The organism is Pseudomonas sp. RA_5y_Pfl1_P24 (genome assembly GCF_963970945.1).
In the GTDB taxonomy this organism is placed as follows: Bacteria; Pseudomonadota; Gammaproteobacteria; order Pseudomonadales; family Pseudomonadaceae; genus Aquipseudomonas; species Aquipseudomonas tritici.
In genome coordinates, this window is the sequence record NZ_CAXAOJ010000005.1 from 1 (window position 1) to 21,368 (window position 21,368).

Genomic DNA, 21,368 nt, shown 5'->3' on the forward strand with positions numbered 1-21,368 from the left:
GAACGGCTACCGCTGGCGACCTCGGTTGGAGATTACGAAGCGCTGTTGCCGTGGAACTGCTCGCCGGTATCGCCCAGCTAAGCGCTCTACCCATCTTGTAGTCGGTGGGGTTTATGGAGCGCTTACATCGTACATTGCGGTTGAGCCCGCTGTGCCAAAACCACTGCAGTGGCGTTTCTGGATGCTCACGACAGTCTATAATTTCCACAAATCTGTCACACTTATAAGCTAACGGAGGAAAAGCTCGTGGGCCATAAGGTTATCTATCTTTTGTATCCGGCTTTTCAATTAAGCTACCACGCGTGCGCTATTTATGTGTGATGTGCTTAAAGGCCGTAATCGATATTGGCGTTTAGGTTTCGTTTGATATCAGTAAGCGGCTGTCAGGTAAGGGCACGGTGTTTCATTACCTTGTCGATGGCGATGCGATCTCGATCACTTACCAAGGCGCAAGGGTTCGTTTCGGCCAGCAGTCCGGGCGTTCCACGCTGAGTGTTGTCTGGGGTTGGTTGTCGGGCACGACGGGAGGCGGGGAGTCAAGCTACGTTGAACTTGCTGAGTGCGACAACCACTCCTAAGGCACAAACTCCACCCGCAAGCCCCGGCTCGCACTGCGCCCCTGATCATCACTGACCCGCAATCGATACTCTCCTGACTTACCCGGCCGCCAATTCAGCGTGGCTTGCGGCGGCCCTTGGCCGATCAAGGTTTGATCAGCGAACCAGTACAACGTCGCCGCATCGCTGGCCGCATTGGCATTCAGCGGGATGCTTTCCTGTGGCTGGGACAGGCGCAGCTGATAGCTCACCTGGGTCAGCGGCGAACGGATCTGCGGCGCTTCGCTCTGGTCGCTGACGCGGTTGGGTTGGCAGTTTTTCATCACGTTGGGCGGCGTGCGCCGCGGCAGGCCGGCGGCGCGGTATAGGCGTTGCACGTCACTGGGCCAGAATTCGAAGACCTCTTCGCGGGTGTATTGCGCCTCGAACGGCGGGCAGGCGGCTTTGCCGGTGCGGGTGTCGATCAGCACCGGGCGGTGCAGGTTGGACACGCGAATCGGCGAGACGCCGGGGATATACCAGGTCTTGCGGGTTTGCGGGCACCAGCGGTTGGGTAACTCGCCGGAGGCGGCGCAGATGTCGATGCGCACCAGTCCGGCGGGTGGCTTGTCGGGTTTGATCACCACATTCGGCAGGGCCAGGGGCAGGGCGTCGGCAATGCGGAAAAACAGCGGCGCAGCCGTCTTGGCGCCGATAAACGCCGGGTTCGGCCGGCCATCGAAGTTACCCACCCACACCACCAGCACGTACGGACCGACCAGGCCTGCGCTCCACGCATCGTGAAACCCCCAAGAGGTGCCGGTTTTCCAGGCGGTGCGCCAGTGGCGGCCAGGCAAGCCATCCGGGCGTGGGTTGCGACGCAGCATGTCGCGCACCATGAAGGCGGCTTGAGGCGTTAGCAGTTGGGCGCCGGTGGTCTGGGGCTGTTCCTGCAAATAGCGCAATGGCCGCAAGTGCCCGTCACCGGCCAGCATCACATACAGCCGCGCCAGTTCCTCCGGTGTCATCTCACCGCCGCCGAGGGCCAAGGCCAGGCCGTAGTGGCTTTCATCGCGCAGACCTTTGATACCGGCGTGCTGCAGCAATCCATATAAGGACGGCGACTTGACCTGGCTGGCCAGCCACACCGCCGGGATATTTCGACTGCGTATCAACGCATCCCGGGCTGTCAGCGGCCCGACAAAACTGCCGTCGAAATTTTCCGGCTGGAAGTAGCCGAAATTACTTGGCAGATCCTTGAGGATACTCATCGGGTGGATCACCCCTTGGTCCAACGCCAGCCCATACAGGAAAGGTTTGAGCGTCGAGCCCGGTGAGCGCCGCGCCAATACGCCGTTGACTTGACCGTGGAGGCTTGTGGATAAGTAATCCGCCGAGCCTACCAGCGCCTTGACGCTCTGATCGCGGCTGTCGATCAGGATGGCCGTAGCGTTTTCCACACCGGTACTGCGCTGCTCGGCGATAAATCCGGTGATCAGCCGTTCGAGTAAATGTTGCAAGGGCAAGTTGAGGGTGCTGTGCAACTCGTTGCCGGCCTGGGATGCCAGCAATTGCTCGCTCAAGTGCGGTGCCAGAAAGGGAATCTGCTGGCGGTTGCGCGCCTCCAGGGGCAGGTCCAGCAAACTGTCGTTACGCGGGTCCTGTGGGTAAGTCTCTCGCCAGTCAGCCATCAAGCGCAGCCGCGCGTTTTGCAACGACGGCCCGAAGCGCGCACGTCGCCCCGGTTGCTGCGGAATCACCGCCAACGCCAGCGCTTCGGACAACGACAGTTGTGCCGCCGACTTACCAAAGTAGATGCGGCTTGCCGCCTCGGCGCCCTCGATATTGCCGCCCATGGGCGCCATGTTCAGGTAGGCCTCAAGGATATCGTGCTTGCTGTAGCGTGCTTCCAGCCACAGCGCCAACGCCATCTGCTGCAACTTGCCCGGCACTTGGCGGGTGTTCAGATCCCACAAGCGCCGCGCCAGTTGCATGCTCAAGGTCGACCCGCCCTGGCGTTGGCCACCGCTGTAAGTGGCCAGGGCTGCGCGCAGCAACGCTGGGGGATTTATACCCGGGTGCCAGTAGAAATTACGGTCTTCCTTGAGCAGCAAGGCCTCGACCAATGACGGCGACATGCGCTCCAGCGGCAGCCACAGACGGTATTGCCCGTCATCCGCCAATGTCATGCGCAGCAGTGAACCGTCGTCGGCCAATACCACCCGTGACGAGGTCACGGCCTGTTCCAGCGGGGCATGGGGCCACAGCCGCAGCCCCGCCAGTAGAACCGCCGCTGCCAGCAGCGGCGTCAGGCGTTTAAGGCTTGGTAATTTCAAGCTGGCCTACTTTGCCGCGCCCTTGCAGGGTGGTTTCGTACATGCCTTCGGCGTAGGCCGGTGGCGTATTGAAGGTGCCGGCGTTGGTGGCACGCACGCGGTAGACGAAAGTGCCTACATCGCGCAGTGCAGTGCCGTACAACACCACCCGATCATCACGCACGTCCACATAGTCCGGCTGCCAGGTGCTTAGCTCGGTTTCGCCGATGGGCGCTTGCCATGCGTCAGCTTGCTGGCTGTCTTCTTCCACGTATTCGGACTCTTCACCTTCCTCACTGCTGGCGGCTTCCGGCTCCGGCGGCAAGTTATACACAGGCTCGACGCCACCCGGCAGCAAGTCGACCACGGCCACTTGCTGCACCTGATCACGGTCTGTAGCACGCAGACGCAGGCGTACCAGGAACTCATCACCTACCGCCACCTTGCTCACCGGCTCGCCCTTGAGGTCGAGGTATTCGTGGATGATTTCCAGGCCATTGTTGATCGGCTTGAGCTTGGCGCCCTTGTCGAAACCGGCTTCGCTGAGCATGTAGAACGCGGCCGGGCCGTCGGATTTTTCCATCACCAGCTTTTGCGTGGTGGCTGGCACGGCGGCGCGTGGTGGCTGACCGGCCATCTCCAGCAATTGCTGTTGCTTGTCACCCAGCCAGGCGGTGGCCTTGAGGGTCATGTCGCTTTGCGCGCGCTGGCCATAGTTGTCCAGGGCGCGCAGCAACAGCGCCGCCGACAGCGAGTTGTAACGCTGCTCATTGAGGCGCTTGCCGAGTTTATCCAGCAGGGCCGTGGGCACATCGTCCATTAGCTCAGGGAAGTGGCGCGCCAGCAGGTGCAGGTGTTCGGCATCGTGCACCAGCGGGTCGTAATACAAACCGTCGCTGTTCCACTTATCCACAAGCGAACGCCATGGGATTTTGCGGAACAGTGCATCGGCCTGGCGATCCTGCTTGAGCAACTTGTAGCTGGCGGCTAGGTAGGCGGCGCCCAGGTCGTTCTGCCAGGTGTCTTTGAAGTAGCTCTCGTAGCGCTCGCGGATATCGCTCAACGCACCACTCACCAGAATCCCCTGACGGCTCAGCAGGTAACTGGCGTAGGCGCGGTTGCGCAATTCCGACAAGCCTTCGCTAGGACCGTTGGCCAGGTCTGTCAGATACGCGTTCGAGCGCACCAGCAGATCTTCCGGCACAGGCGACCCGCGCTCTTTGGCTTCGATCAGAAAGTCGGTGGCGTACAGGCTGGCGTACGGCGCCACGTCCGGGTTGGCGGCCCACAAACCGAAGCCACCGGCCTGGTTCTGGCGTTGGCGCAGCATGCGCACGGCGCTGCTGAAGGCTTGTTCGGCTTGCGGTGTGTTGCCGCCCCAGATCAATGCCGGCATGGCCTTGGATACCAATTGCTCGGTGCAGGCATAGCCGTAGTCATCCAGGTAATGCTTGAGGCCGTTTGCCCATACCAGTGGCGAGGCGGCCACACCCAGTTGCACGTCACGCAGCTGGCTGAACAGTTCGCGAGTAGGTTTGAGTTCTTTGCTGGCGCCGTCGAATCGGCCCAGGCTCAGTGCCACGCGATGTTCGCTCAGCGGTCGAATCGAGGTAGTTTCCGCCACCTGGATACGCTTGCCGTTTGGCAATACGGCGACGAAGCGTAAGTCTGCCGAACCGAGGATTTCACCCACCTTGATCTTGAACTCGGCAGTGCCTTCCTTGCGCGGTTGCAGTGACAACGTACTGCCCTTGTCGCCCTGTACCTTGAGGCCATCGCTGGTCTGCAGTTCAACCTTTACGTCGGCCGCCGCATCGAGGTTGCTGAACACCCCGGCGCTGACGTTGAACACATCCCCGGGCGCCACAAAGGCTGGCACGTTTGGTGTGATCACGATCGGCCCGCGCACCTCGGTATTGGCTTCGCTGACACCGACGCTGTCGCTGTCCACTGCCACCGCAAACAGGTGTAGCTTGCCGTTGAAGCTGTCCGGCACCTGGTAATGCAGCACGGTTTCGCCGGCTGGCAGGTCGACCAATCCCGACCACCACGCCACCGGCGGCTGATGCTTGCGCTTGAACGGGTTGAGGTGATTGGCCAGGGCGCCTTCCGTATCGCCACCGGGCGCCGCCCCACTGAGCAGGCGGCTGAATTCCGGCAGGATTAGGTCAAGGATCTGACTGGTGCCTACCTCCAGCGCACGCTTCTGGAAGAAGAAGCCCAACGGGTCAGGCGTCTGGTAACGCGCCACTTGCAGGATGCCTTCATCTACCGCGTAGACCACTGCGCGGCCCGGGCGGTCGGCAGTGACCTTGATATCCAGCATCTGCCCCGGCTCGATTTTCGCCGGGCCTTCAACCTTCAGCGCCATGCGTCGCGCATCCAGGTTGATGCTGAACGGCACCACACCATAGGACAGCGGGCTCATGTACACCTCGGCCGAACCCATATCGCGCAAAAACTGCACGTTGACGTAGGCATTGCCCTCGAGCCCTGCGGGAACGCGGATATGTTGCACGCTGTTGGTGCTGTCGGCCTTGAACCACTGCTGGGTGTAGACCTTGTCGCGCTCGATGGTGATCAAGCCGGCGCCGGTGTAGGGCGCACGGATGCCGATGGCGATCTCATCACCGGTGGCGTAGCTGCGTTTATCCAGGCGCAGTTGCAGCTCAGCGTTGCGTTCCAGCGAGCGCGAAGTGTTGCCACGCCCGGCCACGCTGTAGTCGATCTGGTTGAGCAGGTTGCCGTTGGCGTCTTTGAGTTGCAGGGTGAAATCGCCCGGGGTTCCGGTGTTCAAGGTCTGCTTGGCGCCTTGGGCGGTCATCACCAGCGGCTGCGCTGGCTGGCTGATGTTCTTGATGCGCGACTCGTACTTGTAGGTGCCGTTGGACTGTTTCACCAGCACCGACACATAACGGTGTTCGACCACTTCGCTGGTCAGGCCGTCTACCGCCAGCGGCGTAAGGTCCGCCGCGACGGCCAGCCATTGCACCTGGCGCGGCGCGTCTTTGGCGACGTACGACAGCGAATCCTGACTTTTCACACCGACCAGGTAGGGCGCGGATGACACCAGCAAGGCACTTTGCGCCGCCACATTGCGTCCGCCTTCGGCTTCGAATACCTGGCTCATCACCTGCAGGCGATAGGTGCTGTTGGCGAAGCGTTGCAGGTTGAGGTCGAGCACGGCTTGGCCGTTGTCGTCGACGGTGGTTTCGGCCAGGTCTTCAGTGCTGGCGTCTTCTAGAGCGTCGTTGAGGCGGAAACGGTAATCGGGGTAACGGTCAAACGCCGCGAGCGTCGGGCTCAGGGACATTTTCGCGGTCACGCGACGGCCGGCCGCCGGTGCGCCGAACAAGTGCATGGCGGTGACCTTGGCTACCACTTGGTCCGGTGGAATCCAGCCCTGCACAGGCGTGTCATGCAAACTCAGGCTGACCTTCATGCGGTCCGGTTCGAAGTCGCGGACCTTGAAGCTCACGCTGCCCAAGTCGGTACGGGTCTGCTTCTGGCCAATCAACTGCAAGGTTGCGGTGTACTCCCCGGCCGGCGCCACTTCGCTGCTGGGGAAATCAAAGGTTTCAAAACCGCTGGCGGACAGCTTCACCGGCTGGCGGATGATTTCCAGGCCACGCGGATCGGTGATTTGCAGCTCCACCGGCAGGCCTTGCAGCGCGCCTTTCCAGTTGCCGCTGCGCACGATCATGCCAAGGTGCGCGGTTTCACCGGGCCGGTACAGGCCACGGTCGGTAAACAGGTAGGCGCTGAGGCGATCAATCGCACCATCTTCTTCCAAACCGCCTACGTCGAAGCGCGACAAATCCAATTGCTGGGACTGGCGGGCAATGGGCAGGAACGACTGATCATTACCGCGAGTGACCACATACATCAGTGGCGTTTTCTCACGACGCAGTTCATCCAGCTTGGCGAAATGCGCGTGGCCTTCGCCGTCGGTATGGCCGCTGGCGACCGGCAAACCGTTGCGACCGATGATATCAACTTGGGCGTCGGACACCGGCGAGCCGTTGCCGATGGACTGCACATACACATCGTGGCTGCCATCGCTGGAGCGCTTGGCGATGATGCCGAGGTCGGTCACCACGATAAAACGCAGGTCGCTGGTGCTGTTGCGCTCGTACTCGAACGTACGCTCGGCGGGGTCATCCTGCGGGCTGAGCTTGAGGACAAAAATACCGCGACGTCCGCCATTGGCGGTGAGGTAGTGGCTGAGGTCCACATTGCCGTAGACGGTTTTTGCCGGATCATTGGATGACAGAGGAATATCCAAAGACTGACGCTCGACCATGCGATCGAAGTACTCATTGCCAAAGTTTGGTCGCGCAAAGCTGCCGCTGCTCTGGTCCACCAGATGTTGCAGCTGGTTGGGCAATAGGCGGGCGATTTCCACATGGGCGCCGGGCACGCCACGGGCCATGAACCCTAGGCGTTTTTCGCCATTGAGGCTGAGCAAGGCGCCGTCAGACAAGAACTGCAAGGTACGTGGATACGCCGGCATGCTGATCAGCGACGCCGTCGGAGTTTTTGCCAGGTAGCCACCGATGGCTTCAAGGTTGGCGGGCACTCGTACATACACCGCGCGACCGGCCGGGACCTTGAATTTGAAAGCGTGCAGGGTGTTCAGCGGCTCGACGCTGGGCACGTGGGTCAGGTTGACCTTGGTGCTGCGGGCGAGCAGGGCGTCGTCGATCTCGTTGCTGTTGTAGGGGCGAGTGTCGTCCTGGACTTTTTCTAGCAACAGCCAGGCCTGGACCTTACCGGCGATGGTGTCGTCGGCTACGGCGCTGGAGCTGCTGAACATCAGCACGGGCTCCGGTTCGCCACGTTCGTTGTCGACAAAACTCACTTCGGCCCCGGTAAAGGTCAGGCGATAGCGACCGGGCACGGTGACGTCCGCCACCAGCGGTGCGCTGCTGGCGTTGCCGCCGTCGCGGGCCTTAATGCCTTCGTCGAGCTTAGCGCTGACCGGTGTGCTTTCCAGCGGCGTAGCCAGGGCGGCGGAGCGTACGTAGGCGTTTAGCTTTTTCTCGTCGAAGGTGATTTCCGGGCGGTTGGGCAACTGGGCGTCGCGGTAGACCAGGCCTTTGCCGAGGGTCACCGTTACGCGCTTGCGTAGGCTGTCTTCATCCACCGGGTGTGAAAAATGGAAGGTGGCCACCAGCTGTTTCAGCGTCGGGTTGGACGGGTCCTGGTACAGCTCGTTTTGCGCCAGGGTGGCTCGGAACGGTTGGGTGGAAAACTGCATGCTGTACTGGTCCAGTAACACGCCATCGGCCAGCAGGTTTTTCTTGGCCAGGTCCAGGGTGTAATGGGCGTCGATGGGCCAGTCTTTCTCAGGTACGAACTGCAGGGTACGGTCGTCGGACCAACGCCAGGTGCCCGCAACCGCAGGTTTGAGGCTAATACCGTCGGTGACCGGTTTGCCGATGGCCGCCAACGGGGCCACGGATTCGCCGAAACGCACCTGCACGTTATCCACAACCGGCTGCTGCTGGGTGTAGTCGGTGAGGTTCGGTTTGTGCAGCGAATAGCTCGCGGTGTGCGGCTGCGGCAGGTTGGAATACCAATGCCAGCCGTAGAACCCGGCGGCGGCCAGCAGGACCAGGCCTAACACGCCGGCACCGGTCTGGCGCGGATAAGCGCGGGCTTTGCTGCCCATGTTCGCCAACCCACGGCCGGTAGCGCGCAGCCAAAGCGGCGGATGCCATTGGCCAAAGACGGCCCCCACCACAGTCAATAACGCACCGACAATACGGCGGCTAATCGCTTTGAACGAATCGGACATGGTGAGCATCCCTGGCTAAGTGCGGCGTATCTTACACGCGTCTTTGATACAAAAGATGACGCCATACGCCGACGGCTTTGGCCGAATCATTTAGCCCCTCGGCACAGTGGAGCAGGTCCGAGGCGTAGGCCGGGGCGCCCTCGAGGCTGAGGTCGGTATGGGGGGTGAAAAAGTGGTGGGGCGGGTTGGGCTTTACTTTGCTCATTGCGGTAACTCCAATGTAGTCGATTGGAGCAGCCACGAATCGCGACTAAACGATGGGGTGGCGCTTGTGCGCCCCATGTAAATCTTTCCCGAGCGACTAAACCCGGTCACTGAATTGGCAGTGACAAACGCAGACTAGCCACCCAAAGGCAGGGCACAAGCGGCTGGGATTCTCTCGGAAATGTCCGGGGAGGTAGGACTGCTTTTTTCAGACATTACCTCGGCCCAAAAGCGTTGACGTTTGCGGATTGGGCTATGGCAGGTTTTGTCTGCCTTTAGGCATACAAATGATTGGTGAGCATCACAAAACAACTGTGGGAGCGAGCAAGCCCGCTCCCACATTTTGATCTTCAGAGGGCTTGAGGTCGGTGGCTCAGGTCCACCAGTAGCGCACGAGGTGGAAGAAAATCGGCGCCGCAAAACACACCGAATCCAGCCGATCCAACATACCGCCGTGCCCTTCGATCATATGCCCCCAGTCCTTCACGCCCCGGTCGCGCTTGATCGCCGACATCACAATGCCGCCGGCAAACCCCAGCAGGTTGATCAACAGCGCAATCAGGAAAGACTGCCAAGGATTGAACGGCGTGGTCCACCACAGTGCCGCACCGATCAGGGATGACAAGAGGATGCCGCCGACAAACCCTTCCACTGTTTTCGACGGTGACAAGTTAGGCGCGATCTTGTGTTTGCCGAACAGCTTGCCGCACACGTACTGCAGCACGTCGGACAGTTGCACCACGATCACCAGGTAGGCGATCAACAACAGGTTGCGGCCTTCGTAGCCGGGGATGTCGAGGGTGAGCAAGGCGGGCACGAAGGATACGCAGAACACCGCGATCATCAGGCCCCATTGCACCTTCGACGCGCGCTCAAGGAAGTGCGTGCTGTCGCCGCCCAGCGAGGCGAGGATCGGTAGCAGCAGGAACACATACACCGGGATGAAGATCGAGAACAACCCATACCAGTCCGAGTAAATCAGCAGGTATTGCAGTGGCAACGCCAGGTAGAACGCGGCGACCAGCGCCGGGTAGTCGCTGCGGCGGGTGGGCGTGAGCGTGAGGAATTCGCGCAGGGCGTAAAACGATACGGCATAGAACAGCAGGATCACCGCGCCGGTGCCGAGCCAGAAGGCGACACCGATGACTACCACCATCACCCACCAGGCGTTGATGCGCGCGTTGAGGTTGTCGATCACCGCGTTCGGGTTGCCACGGGTACGCAGTTTGAGGATCAGGCCGATCAGCGAGGCGAGCACCAGGATCGCGCCGATGCCGCCGAACAACATCAGGGTTTGGCTATCCATCTCAGGAATGCTCCGGGGCAAGGGCGAGCAGAGCATCGCGAGTACGGGCGAGGAAGGCGACTTTGTCTTCGCCTTCTTCCAGTTGCAGCGGTGCGCCGAAGCTGGTGGTGCACAACAATGGCAGCGGCAATACGCGACCTTTGGGCATGACACGGTTGAGGTTGGCGATCCACACAGGAACCAGTTCGGCCTGTGGGTAACTTTTTGCCAGGTGGTACAGGCCGCTTTTGAACGGCAACAGGCCATCCTCAAGATTGCGCGTGCCTTCGGGGAAGATGATCAGCGAGTCGCCGCCTTCCAGCGCATTGAGCATGGGCTGTAATGGGTTATCCACAGGGTCTTTGCGTTCGCGGTCGATCAGCACGCCGTTGAACACGCGGTTGATGATGTAGCGACGCAAGGCACTTTTATTCCAGTAATCGCTGCCGGCCACCGGGCGCGTGAATTTGCGCAGGTTCTGGGGCAACGAGGCCCACAGCAACACGAAGTCGCCGTGGCTGCTGTGGTTGGCGAAGTAGATGCGCTGCACCGGCACCGGCGCGCAACCGAGCCACAGGCTGCGGGCGCCAGTGACGGTGCGGGCCATGGAGGTAATCAGCGTGGCGACCACGGGTTCGAACATGAGGATTCCTTATCCGGCGAAAGGCAGCCAAGGGCTGGCGAGGATCACGGCCAGGGTCAGCAGCGCTTGCGCGCCGAGCAGCCAGGCTTGTTTGCGCAGCAGTTTGAGTGCGCCGCGACGGCGCTCGGTCCAGGGCCGGCCAGCGCGTTTGGGCGATTGCAGGCCGAGGGTTTGCAGGGCCTGGTCGAGGTCGGCGGTGCGCTCGATGTCGCGCGCCAGCATGGCGAACAGGTCAGCGTCAAACGCCACACGCAGCGCCCAGTACTTTTGCAGCAGTCCGAGGATAATCATCCACAGGCTCAGTAGCAGGCAAATCGGCGAAATAATCGCTATCAACAGTTGAGCCAAGCCAAATAACACGCCGACCAGCGTCAGGCCTGTTGATAACTGATCCAGCGAACGGCCGCGACGCAGCAGGCTGGCGACGACCTGAAGTTCCATATCAACGGGCATGGGACAAACCCTCCAAGGCTTCTCGGTGAGCAGGGTGCAGGACCACGTCGGGCCGCGCTGTACGAATGATAGTCAGCGCATTCTCTACCGTCGCGGCACGTCCGGTAGACAACAGCCAGGCGGCGACGGCGGTTGCGCTGCGCGAATAGCCAAGGGCGCAGCACACCAGCAATGGGCCGCTGGCGCGCAAGCGTTCGATGGCGTGTGCGGCTTGCCGGCATTCGTCGGGTGTCGGTGCGACAAGGTCCAGCACGGGTATGGACTGATAGGCGCGTCCCTGTGGATTAATCGGCAATTCTGCGCAGAGATCGACGATGGCCTTGAAGGGCGCCTGCTCACTTGTCGTAGGAATACGACCAAGCCAGACGTTATCCACAACCCGGTCGGGTTGTGGATGTTTGCGTGTCCACAGCCGTGAGTTGATCCAGGCAGCTGCCAGATAGGGCGCGTATAGCCAGCGCGCGGCAGGGGTTAGTTGGCCATCGGCGCGTTTCTGAAAGCCCGAAGCGCCCAGTACCAAGTAATTGGCTTTGACCAACGCGAGAGAAACCGACGGCCAGAGTATCCACAGCCAGCCACCGCCCAGTACAACGGCAAGCATCGCCAACAGCAAAGCGCACACGCCGTAACGCACGCCTAACCGCCAGCGTTTGGGCGCGCGCGTCAGCCGCGCATTCAACAATGGACTCGGGTGTTCAACCGGCCACAACCACACGCAAATCCACCCCGCGAGGGCGCCTGTGGGTAAGTCGATAAAGTGATGTTGATAAGTGGTCAGTACCGAAATACCGATCAACGCGAACCAGCCATGCACCACCCACCGCCAGAACCCTTGAGTGTGGCGCTGGAACATGACCCACAGGATCACCAGCAGTGCGATATGCAGCGAGGGCGCCTGGTTGAACGGCTTGTCGAACCCGGCCAGCACCGCAAACAGCCAGCCGAATACGCCATCCAGTTCAGGCCGCTCGAAGGTGAAGCGCAACGGCCAGATCAGGAAGCTGCTCACGGCAATCACCTGCGCACTCAGCAGCCGCAACGCGTGTTGTTTCAACTCGTGGCGGGTACTGGGCAGCAGGAGTGAGCACCCATACAGCAGGTCGATGGACCAGTAGGGCACGATGGTCCAGGCCCAAAACGGCATATGGGTTTCCCAGCCGAACACCAGCGTGCCGACGTCGCTGCGCTGGCTGGTGACCCAGGTGGCAAAGCCGTAGGTGCTGAAGAACAGCGGCGCCAACAGCAGCAGCCATAAAACCGCTGGTTTCAATAAACCGGGTTCGCGCATGCTCAGATCTTCTGCGCCAGTGACACGGTAAAGATGCCCCACTCATCCACACGCTGGGTGATCTTGCGAAAGCCCGCAGCCTCGACCAACTGATCCATTTCCGCCTGGCTGCGCCGACGCATGACCCAGGCCTGGCCCTGGCGATGACTGGTCAGCGCACGGGCAATCAGTTCCAACTGCGGGTGCCATGGTTGGCCGGTGTACACCAGGTAGCCGCCGGGCTCCACGGCTTCGGCCAGGCCGGCCAGCGAGCCGCCGACCATGCCGTTATCGGCAAACAATTCATACAGCCCGGACACCACTGCCAGTGTCGGCTTGGGGTCCAGCGCGGCCAGGTCGAGGCGATCAAACGCATCGCCTTTGACGAACTGCGCGATATCCCCCAGGCCCTTCTCGCGAATCAAGGCGCCACCGTCGCGCACGTTGATGTCGCTGTAGTCGCGCAGCAGGATCGACTCCGGCAGCGGCGACACGCCCTGCAAGGCTTCCAGGATGTAGCGACCATGACCGGCGGCAATATCCACAATGCGCACTTCGCGATCATCCGCGCGTAACTTGGCCATGGCCAGGCGCAGCAGTTCCTCGACGTTCAGCTTGCGCTGGCGAATGCCGCGCCAGCCGATGGAGTTGAGGTAATTGGTGTCGATCATCCGCCCCAGCCGACCTTTGCCGGTGGGTGTGTTGCGGTACACGTAGTCCAGGGTGCTGCCAGAGTCGAAGCCGGTGTCGAAACCCAGTTTTACCCCATCCGACAGATTTTTGCCCAGGCCCATGCTGGCGCGGGTCATGCGCCAGTACAGGTCGCGCAAGGAGTTGCGCGGCAACGGCGCGGCAAGGGATTCGGACTCGGCGCAGGTGGCGCCGATTTTGTCGGCGTGGAGCAACGGGGCGCGGTCCAGCGGGTGTTCGAAGTTCTGCAGGATAAAGCGCTTGGCGCTGCTCACGGCGGTCGCGCGGTCGCGTTCGCCGAGGGTGTCGTGAAAGAAACCGGGGAGGATATGCAGCTCTTTTTTCAGGCTGCCGAGACGATCGAAAAATTGCTGCTGGGGTTTGCGGTGCACCACAAAGTCGGAGCCCGAGATCAGCAATTGGGTCGGCACCTGGATCGCTTGGGCATCGGCTACAACCCGGTCGGCCGCTTCGTACAGGCCGAGCAGCACATTCACCGAAATGGCCTTGGTGATCAGCGGGTCACTGTCGTAGGACACCACGCGTTCCGGGTCATGGCTGAGGAACTTGGCCTTGACGTAACTGTTGACGAAAAAGTTGCCACGGAACTTGCGCATCAGCGCCAGGCCCGGCCGGGCGAATGGTACGTAGAGCTTGACCTTGAACGCCGGGGAGGCAAGCACCAGGGCGCGGATCTTCGGTGCGTAATCGTGCACCCAGGTCGCGGCAATCACCGCGCCGACGCTTTGGGCGATGACGGCGAAGTTTTCTTCTTCGATGCCATAGGTGGCGCCAATGTGATCGCAGAACGTCTGCACATCGCGGGCGCTGGTGGCAAAGCTCGGGCTGTCACCGCGCGCGCCGGGCGAATGGCCGTGGCCACGGGCATCCCAGGCGAAAAAGTCGAATGCCGGCAGGTCCAGTTCATCCACCAGATGGGCGATGCGCCCCGAATGCTCGTGGCCGCGATGGAACAGCACGATCGCCTTGCGCGGCTCATCGCCAAACGCAGCGGTAGCCGGCCAGTGCCGGTAGAAAAGCTCGACGCCATCGTGGGTACTGAAGGTGTGCTCTTGCTGTTCGCGCATCGCAAAATCCTTATGCAGAAGGGGAAGTCGTTTCGTTAAGACCTTGGCGCACGCGGTTGACCAGGGTGTAGGCGAGCAGGGCGGCGACCAGCCACATCACCGCATCGACCCAACCCGCGCCCAGCCAGCCCAGCGCCACGCCGGTGGCCAGCACACCCAATACAAACGCTCGATCGCTCTTGCCCATCGGCCCGTCATAGCGGCGCGACGCGCCCACCATCGGCCCAAGCACTCCGGCGTATTCGCTGAACACCGCCAGCAGCGCCACCAGCAACACAGGCGCCAGGCTTACGCCGGGGATCAATGCAAACGGCAGGATCAGCGCGCTGTCGGCGATCACGTCGCACAGTTCATTGAGGTAGGCGCCCAGGCGCGACTGCTGGCCGAATTCTCGGGCGAGCATACCGTCGATGGCATTGAGGGCCATGCGCAGGATCATCCACAGCGGGATCAGCGCAAACAGCCACAGGTGTAGGGCAAAGCTGGCGATCAACAGGCCGACCAGCAGCGAAATCACGCCGGCCAGAAGGGTGATCTGGTTGGCGGTGGTGCCGTTGTCGTAGAGGCGCTGCACCAGAGGGCGCAGCAGGTTTTGAAAGCGCGGCTTGAGCTGATAGATCGAAATCATAAGGGGTAACGCTTCCTTGTCCATTGACCCGCGAAAAACTGGTCTGGAGTGTGCCGATTAATCGCAGCCTGCACCAGTGATGGCGCGTGTTTATGGGGGTTTAGTCACGATCTTGGACACAACGATGTCCCTGTGTGGCAGCTGGCAAGTCAGCTCTCACACAGGACCGCTTCCACAGGGGGGTTGGGGGGTACTGAAACTGCTGTTTTTCGAACAAAAATTTCACGCATCGTGTTATATCGTAACGAATTATGTACATTCAGGCGTTGAGTGGATGCAAGTGGATCTGGAAGCTGAAGGCGCTTCGGTGGAGGGCCTCCCGCGGTTTCAACAAGGGCTCTTCCATGCCCGTCGATTGCGCCAAGCCGGTATCAGCCTGACGGTGCTGGCCGTTGCCGGCTGGGTGCTGGCGCTGTTTGTCGCGCTGTTCGCGCCGCTGTCGATTTGGCCGGTGGTGTTGATCAATGGCGCGTCGGCGTTGCTGCTGCTGGTGGCCGGTTTGCAATCGGCGTGGTGGGTGGCGGATTGGCGTGCCCAGGCGTTGGAAGCGCCTGCGGTTGAAGAACCGGTTGAAGACATCGGCCGGTACGCGCGCCTTGCGGAGCGTTTTGGCAAGCAGATCGGCGCGCCGGTGCTGTGGCTTGGCGGTTGGTCGTTGCTCGCGCTGGTCAGCATTCTTGAGTTCTGGAACCTGGCCTTGCCCGCCGCTCCCGTCGGTCAATCAGCAAGCGTCGGTGCGGCGCTGGCGCTGGCCTTGGCGTTTGGCCTGCTGGTGTTCGAACGTCGTCTGGCCCAGGAAACCGCTGCGCAGTGGCCGGAAGCCTCGCAACTGGCACAGTTAAGCCGAGTGGCGATTATTTGCCTGGTGATCAGTGCGATTTGCCTGCTGTTCGCAGGGGCGAATTCCGTCTGGCCCCTTAGGTTGGCCGTGTTGATCGGCCTGCTGCCGGCGCTGGTCTCGCTGGAGTTTCTTTTAAGAGCGGTGCTGTCACTGTTTAGCCCGCGTCAGCCACGCCTCGAACCCCGCCTGATGGCGCAGAGTTTTATCGCTGGGCTGCTGCGTTGGCCGCCGCAACCCTTGCTCGCGTTGCAGCACGAGTTGCACAACCGCTTCGGTATCGATTTGCGCCAGATCTGGGCGTTTACCTACATGCGTCGGGCGTTTCTGCCGGTGCTGTTGGTGGTGCTGGCGGTAGGCTGGGCGCTGACCGGCGTGCATGAAGTTCCGCTGCAAGGGCGTGGGATTTATGAGCGTTTTGGCAAACCGGTGCAGGTCTTCGGCCCTGGCCTGCATGCAGGTTTGCCATGGCCGTTGGGCCGCGTAATAAGCGTGGAAAATGGTGTGGTGCATGAGCTGGCCACCAGCGTCAGTGACGCCGCCGCGCCGGAACTCGCCCCCGCCGAAGGCCCACCGCCGCTGATCGCCAACCGCTTGTGGGATGCCAGCCATGTAAATGACAAATCCCAAGTGATTGCCAGCAGCAGCGGCGACAAACAGAGCTTCCAGATCGTCAATATGGACGTGCGGTTTGTCTACCGCATCGGCCTCACCGACCAGGCCGCGCTTGCCGCCACCTATAACAGTGCGGATGTGCCGACCCTGATCCGCAGCACCGCCAGCCGCATTCTGGTGCATGACTTTGCCTCGCGCACCCTCGATGAACTGCTCGGTGAACAACGCACCAGCCTGGCCGACGAGATCGGCCGCGCGGTGCAGGCGGACCTGCAAAAGCTCGACAGCGGCGTGGAAATCCTCGCCACCGTGGTCGAGGCGATCCACCCGCCGGCCGGTGCCGCCAACGCCTATCACGGCGTGCAAGCCGCACAAATTGGCGCCCAAGCGTTGATCTCTCGCGAACGCGGCGCGGCCAGCGAACAAACCAACCAGGCCTTGCTCCAGGCCAGCACCGCGCGCGACCAAGCCCAGGCCACTGCGCGCGAAGTGAATGCGGGTGCCCAAGCGGCCGACCTGCGTTTTATCGCCGAACAAAAGGCCTACGCCACGGCTGGTCAGGCCTTCGTGCTGGAACAGTATCTGGGCCAACTCAGCCAAGGCCTGGCTCACGCCAAGCTGCTGATTCTGGATCATCGCTTGGGCGCCGATGGCGCGCCGACGATCGATCTGCGTTCTTTTACCTTGCCGGCCGATCCCTCGGTGCCGCGTAAAGCCGTTCAATAAGGAGTCTGTCTGTTGAGCGCTCATTCTCACGATCATCATCACGGCCATCACCACCACCCTCATCACGGTGACGAGCAAGCCGCCGGCCCATTCCCATGGCGGCGCATGGCCTGGGCGCTGTTGCTGGTGCTGTTTGCAGTCGCGGCCGCCAGCCTTGTGCAGGTGCGCTCCGGCGAGGCCACGGTGATTACCCGTTTCGGCAACCCATCGCGGGTGCTGCTGGAACCGGGCCTTGGCTGGCGCTGGCCGGCGCCGTTCGAAGCGGCGATCCCGGTGGACTTGCGCCTGCGCACCACCTCCAGCGGTTTGCAGGATGTGGGCACCCGTGATGGCCTGCGCATCATCGTGCAGGCCTATGTGGCGTGGCAGGTGCAGGGCGACGCGGAGAATGTGCAGCGCTTCATGCGCGCCGTGCAGAACCAGCCGGATGAAGCGGCGCGGCAGATCCGTACCTTTGTGGGGTCGGCACTGGAAACCACGGCGGCCAGTTTCGACTTGTCCAGCCTGATCAACACCGATGCCAGCCAGGTGCGCATCGCCGATTTCGAAGCGCAGTTGCGCCAGCAGATTGATCAACAATTACTCACCACTTACGGCGTGCGTGTGGCCCAAGTCGGGATTGAGCGGCTGACCTTGCCGTCGGTGACCCTCACCGCCACGGTCGACCGCATGCGCGCCGAGCGTGAAACCATCGCCACCGAACGCACCGCCGTGGGCAAGCGTGAGGCAGCGCAGATCCGTTCTGCCGCCGAGCGCGATGCGCGCATCCTCCAGGCCGACGCGACGGTGAAAGCCGCCGATATCGAAGCGCAATCGCGGGTCGAAGCAGCGCAGATCTATGGTCGCGCGTACACCGGTAATCCCCAGTTGTATAACCTGCTGCGCTCGCTGGATACCTTGGGCACCGTGGTCACGCCGGGGACCAAGATCATCCTGCGCACCGATGCGGCACCGTTCCGCGCCTTGGTGGACGGGCCGAAGGATGTTCAGCCATGACCGAGCGTGACAGCCCGGACAGCCCATGGATCCAGGCCGGGCGCCTGACCTTTCTGGCGCTGTACGCGGTGACCGTGTTGGCGGCGTTGGCCTGGGCGTTTTCCAATGTGCGCCAGATCGACCCGCAGAACCGCGCCGTGGTGCTGCACTTCGGCGCCCTTGACCGCATCCAGAATGCCGGGTTGTTGTTGGCGTGGCCGCCGCCGTTCGAGCAGGTGGTGCTATTGCCCGCAGCCGACCGAGTGATCGAGCGGCGTGTGGACAACTTGCTGCGTTCCGACGCGGCGACCCAGGCCGACCGCGTGGCCAGTTTTGCCACGCCGCTCAGTGATGCGCTGGCCGGCTCCGGCTACCTGCTGACCGGCGATGCCGGTGTGGTGCAGCTGGATGTGCGGGTGTTCTACAAAGTCACTGAACCTTACGCCTTTGTGTTGCAGGGCGACCATGTGCTGCCGGCCTTGGATCGACTGGTGACCCGCAGCGCCGTGGCCCTGACGGCAGCGCGTGACCTGGACACGATTTTGGTGGCGCGTCCTGAATTGATCGGCACCGACAACGGCGCCGCCGAACGCCGTGAGCGGTTGCGCGGCGATCTGGTGCAAGGCATCAATAAACGCCTCACGGAGTTGGCTTCCACAGGCTTGGGATTGGGCATCGCAGTGACCCGCGTCGATGTGCAATCGAGCCTGCCTGGCCCGGCAGTGAATGCCTTCAATGCCGTCCTCACCGCCAGTCAACAAGCCGATAAGGCCGTGGCCAACGCTCGCACCGAAGCTGAAAAACTCACCCAAAATGCAACCCAACAAGCTGATCGCCTGGTGCAAGTTGCCCACGCCCAGGCCAGCGAACGCCTGGCCAATGCCCAGGCGCAAACCGCAACCGTTGCCAGCCTGGCCCAGGTGAAAGACCCGGGCCTGTTGTTGCGCCTGTACCGTGAACGTCTGCCGAAGATTCTTGGCCAGGCCGGTTCCGTGACCACGGTCGATCCACAAGACGACTCCCGCTTGATCATCCAGGGAGCCGAACAATGAGCGCACCCATGCTGACCTCCGCCGAGCAGCGCAGTGCCGCCCGGCAATTGACCCTGGCCATGTTGGCCTTGGGCTTGCTGATACTGGGCCTGGTATGGCGCTGGCTGGCGCCGGACCAGACCGGTGTGAGCCAGTTGCTGTTGGGCGTGGCGTCCTTGCTGGTGGCCGTTCCCGTGATGCGTTCGGCCTGGTACAGCCTGCGCTTCCCCAGCCTGCATGGCATCACCGACCAATTGATCGCCCTGGCCATGCTCGGTGCTTGGGCTACGGGGGATTTGCTGACCGCCGCGCTGCTGCCGATCATCATGATTTTCGGCCACGTGCTGGAAGAACGCAGCGTGATCGGCTCACAGGAAGCGATCCATGCCCTCGGCAAACTCACCCGCAGCCATGCGCGGCGGGTGCAGGCTGACGGCAGCATTGTTGAAGTGGATAACGGCACGCTGAACACTGGCGATATCGTCGAAGTGCGCGCCGGTGATCGGGTGCCCGCCGATGGCGTGGTGCTGTCGGGCCAGGCGAGCCTGGACACGGCGCTGATTACCGGTGAGTCGGTACCGTTGGAAGCCAGCGCAGGGGTGCTGGTGTTTGGCGGCGCGATCAACCTCGACGGCTTGTTACGTATTGAGGTGACCCGCACCGGTAACGAATCCACCTTAGGCAAAGTCATCGCGCTGATGCAGAACGCCGAGCGTTCCAAGCCACCGATTACGCGGCTGCTTGAGCGCTATGCCGGCAGCTATATGGTGCTGGTGTTGTTGCTGGCGGCGGTGACCTGGTTTGTGACCAATGACGCCCAGGCGATGCTCGCCGTGCTGGTGGCGGCATGTCCCTGTGCGCTGGTGCTGTCGGCGCCGGCCACGGCGATTGCGGGAATTGCGGTGGCGGCGCGGCATGGGATTCTGATTCGCAGCTCGGCGTTTCTGGAGGAGTTGGCGGACCTGACTTCACTGGTGGTCGACAAGACCGGCACCCTGACCTTTGGCACCTTGCGTCTGCAATCCATCGAAACCACGGCGCCGGATCGGCAGGTGATGTTGAACCTGGCGGCCAGCCTGGGCTCGGCCAGCAGCCACCCGGTCAGCCGGGCGTTGGCGGGGTTGGCGACGCAGGAACAGATGCAAGTGTTGACGGACATTCGCGAACGCCAGGGGCTGGGCGTCGTGGCGCAAACCCAGCAGGGCGAAGCGGCCTTGGGCCGGCCAGAGTTATTCGAGCAACTGGGCATTGTCACTACGGCGGTGCCGAACCACGATGGCCCGATCGCCGGGCTGGCGCTGAACGGGCACTTTCTCGCCTGGCTGCTGCTGGCCGACAGTGTCAAACCGGAAGCACGCCAAGCCCTGCAAGAGCTGCGCGAGCTCGGCCTCGGTCGGCAACTGCTGCTCACGGGCGATCGTCAAAGCGTGGCCGACAGCCTCGCGCTGGAGGTGGGCATCAGCGACGTCGAAGCCCAGGCCCTGCCGGAAGACAAGCTCAACCGCGTGCTAGGGGAAATCGGCAGCGGTTTTCGCCCGATGGTGGTGGGCGACGGCATCAATGATTCCCTGGCGCTCAAGGCCGGTGTGGTCGGCGTGGCCATGGGCGCGGGCGGCGCGGATATCGCCTTGGCGTCGGCGGACGTGGTGCTGATCGGCAGCGACCTGCGGCGTCTGGGTACTTGTGTGCGCTTGAGTCGCCAATGCCGGCAGACGTTGCAGGTCAATGTGATCATCGGCTTGGGCTGGACCTTGGCCATCGTCGTGTTTGCGGCTTTCGGTTGGCTGGGTGCGGCGGGCGCGATGATTGCGGCGGTGCTGCATAACCTCAGCACCTTGCTGGTACTGGGCAATGCCGGGCGACTGTTGCGATTTCAGGAGCCACTGTTGAAGCTTGAGGAATAATGTTCAGAAATAGTTGAGAGGTGTTGTAACGCCGATGGGGGACCTCGCTCTAGTGGTGTGTCGAGACTGAACAATCCGTTCAGACCGACACCCACACTGACCCTTGAGGACTACAAAATGAACATCAAAAATGCCGTTTCCGGTGCTGCCCTGGCTCTCGCTGCCGCCACTATGTTTGCCGGTGTCGCCACTCAGGCACAGGCCGCCGACGCTACTGTTCATTGCTACGGCGTAACTTCCTGCAAAGGCATGAACGACTGCAAGACCGCTGAAAATGCCTGCAAAGGGCAGGGCTCCTGCAAGGGTCACGGTTTCAAGGCCATGACCAAGGCAGCCTGTGACGCCGCTGGCGGCAAAGTCGGCGAGTAAT

Annotated in this window: 15 protein-coding genes; 6 read left to right on the plus strand and 9 right to left on the minus strand. The window is 61.9% G+C overall.

Features of this window, described 5'->3' with window-relative positions; genetic code table 11:
* Window positions 1-368: 368 nt before the first annotated feature.
* Window positions 369-578 carry a hypothetical protein gene (locus tag AACY30_RS09030; RefSeq protein WP_339470606.1) on the plus strand — a complete coding sequence of 70 codons (210 nt, stop codon included), beginning with the start codon at window positions 369-371 and terminating at the stop codon, window positions 576-578.
* On the opposite strand, the gene pbpC is transcribed toward AACY30_RS09030, so the two are convergent.
* The 9 genes from pbpC to AACY30_RS09075 form a co-directional block, all read right to left on the minus strand.
* On the minus strand, window positions 575-2,872 hold the full coding sequence (gene pbpC / locus AACY30_RS09035; RefSeq protein ID WP_339540186.1) for a penicillin-binding protein 1C: 2,298 nt from the start codon (window positions 2,870-2,872) through the stop codon (window positions 575-577). The two genes, AACY30_RS09030 and pbpC, sit on opposite strands and share 4 nt — an antisense overlap.
* Window positions 2,853-8,651: an alpha-2-macroglobulin gene (locus AACY30_RS09040; protein ID WP_339540187.1), complete on the minus strand. Its 5,799-nt coding sequence runs from the start codon at window positions 8,649-8,651 to the stop codon at window positions 2,853-2,855. The genes pbpC and AACY30_RS09040 overlap by 20 nt, the downstream gene beginning before the upstream one ends.
* 31 nt (window positions 8,652-8,682) lie before the next feature.
* Window positions 8,683-8,856, minus strand: a complete 174-nt coding sequence (locus tag AACY30_RS09045) for a hypothetical protein (RefSeq protein WP_339470568.1) — start codon at window positions 8,854-8,856, stop codon at window positions 8,683-8,685.
* A gap of 372 nt (window positions 8,857-9,228) precedes the next feature.
* Entirely contained in the window at window positions 9,229-10,161 is a 933-nt protein-coding gene (locus AACY30_RS09050; RefSeq protein ID WP_065910146.1) for a phosphatidate cytidylyltransferase, read from the minus strand.
* 1 nt (window position 10,162) lies between these two features.
* Window positions 10,163-10,783 (minus strand): lysophospholipid acyltransferase family protein, encoded by a 621-nt coding sequence (locus AACY30_RS09055; RefSeq protein WP_065875565.1) that lies wholly within the window; start codon window positions 10,781-10,783, stop codon window positions 10,163-10,165.
* Between the two features lie 9 nt (window positions 10,784-10,792).
* A complete protein-coding gene (locus AACY30_RS09060; protein ID WP_339540188.1) occupies window positions 10,793-11,236 on the minus strand; it encodes a hypothetical protein in 444 nt (147 codons plus the stop codon).
* Complete coding sequence (locus AACY30_RS09065; RefSeq protein ID WP_339470570.1) at window positions 11,226-12,524, minus strand: phosphatase PAP2/dual specificity phosphatase family protein; 1,299 nt, start codon at window positions 12,522-12,524, stop codon at window positions 11,226-11,228. Before AACY30_RS09065 ends, AACY30_RS09060 begins: the two co-directional genes overlap by 11 nt.
* A gap of 2 nt (window positions 12,525-12,526) precedes the next feature.
* Complete coding sequence (locus tag AACY30_RS09070; protein ID WP_339540189.1) at window positions 12,527-14,281, minus strand: bifunctional alpha/beta hydrolase/class I SAM-dependent methyltransferase; 1,755 nt, start codon at window positions 14,279-14,281, stop codon at window positions 12,527-12,529.
* Window positions 14,282-14,291: 10 nt separating this feature from the next.
* A complete protein-coding gene (locus AACY30_RS09075; RefSeq protein ID WP_339470572.1) occupies window positions 14,292-14,909 on the minus strand; it encodes a CDP-alcohol phosphatidyltransferase family protein in 618 nt (205 codons plus the stop codon).
* Window positions 14,910-15,183: 274 nt separating this feature from the next.
* Here AACY30_RS09075 and hflK (AACY30_RS09080) point away from each other — a divergent pair, with 274 nt between their 5' ends.
* From hflK (AACY30_RS09080) to bufA2, 5 genes are all read left to right on the plus strand, one after another.
* Window positions 15,184-17,088, plus strand: coding sequence for a protease modulator HflK (hflK, locus tag AACY30_RS09080; protein ID WP_339470573.1), 1,905 nt, complete (start codon window positions 15,184-15,186; stop codon window positions 17,086-17,088).
* Between the two features lie 12 nt (window positions 17,089-17,100).
* Window positions 17,101-18,084, plus strand: coding sequence for a protease modulator HflC (gene hflC / locus AACY30_RS09085; protein WP_339470574.1), 984 nt, complete (start codon window positions 17,101-17,103; stop codon window positions 18,082-18,084).
* Complete coding sequence (gene hflK / locus AACY30_RS09090) at window positions 18,081-19,115, plus strand: protease modulator HflK (RefSeq protein ID WP_339470575.1); 1,035 nt, start codon at window positions 18,081-18,083, stop codon at window positions 19,113-19,115. Before hflC ends, hflK (AACY30_RS09090) begins: the two co-directional genes overlap by 4 nt.
* Window positions 19,112-20,998, plus strand: a complete 1,887-nt coding sequence (locus AACY30_RS09095; protein WP_339540190.1) for a cation-translocating P-type ATPase — start codon at window positions 19,112-19,114, stop codon at window positions 20,996-20,998. Before hflK (AACY30_RS09090) ends, AACY30_RS09095 begins: the two co-directional genes overlap by 4 nt.
* Before the next feature lie 117 nt (window positions 20,999-21,115).
* The gene (gene bufA2 / locus AACY30_RS09100) at window positions 21,116-21,367 is read left to right on the plus strand and encodes a BufA2 family periplasmic bufferin-type metallophore (RefSeq protein WP_339470579.1); all 252 of its coding nucleotides are present in this window, start codon (window positions 21,116-21,118) and stop codon (window positions 21,365-21,367) included.
* The last annotated feature ends 1 nt before the right edge of the window (window position 21,368 follow it).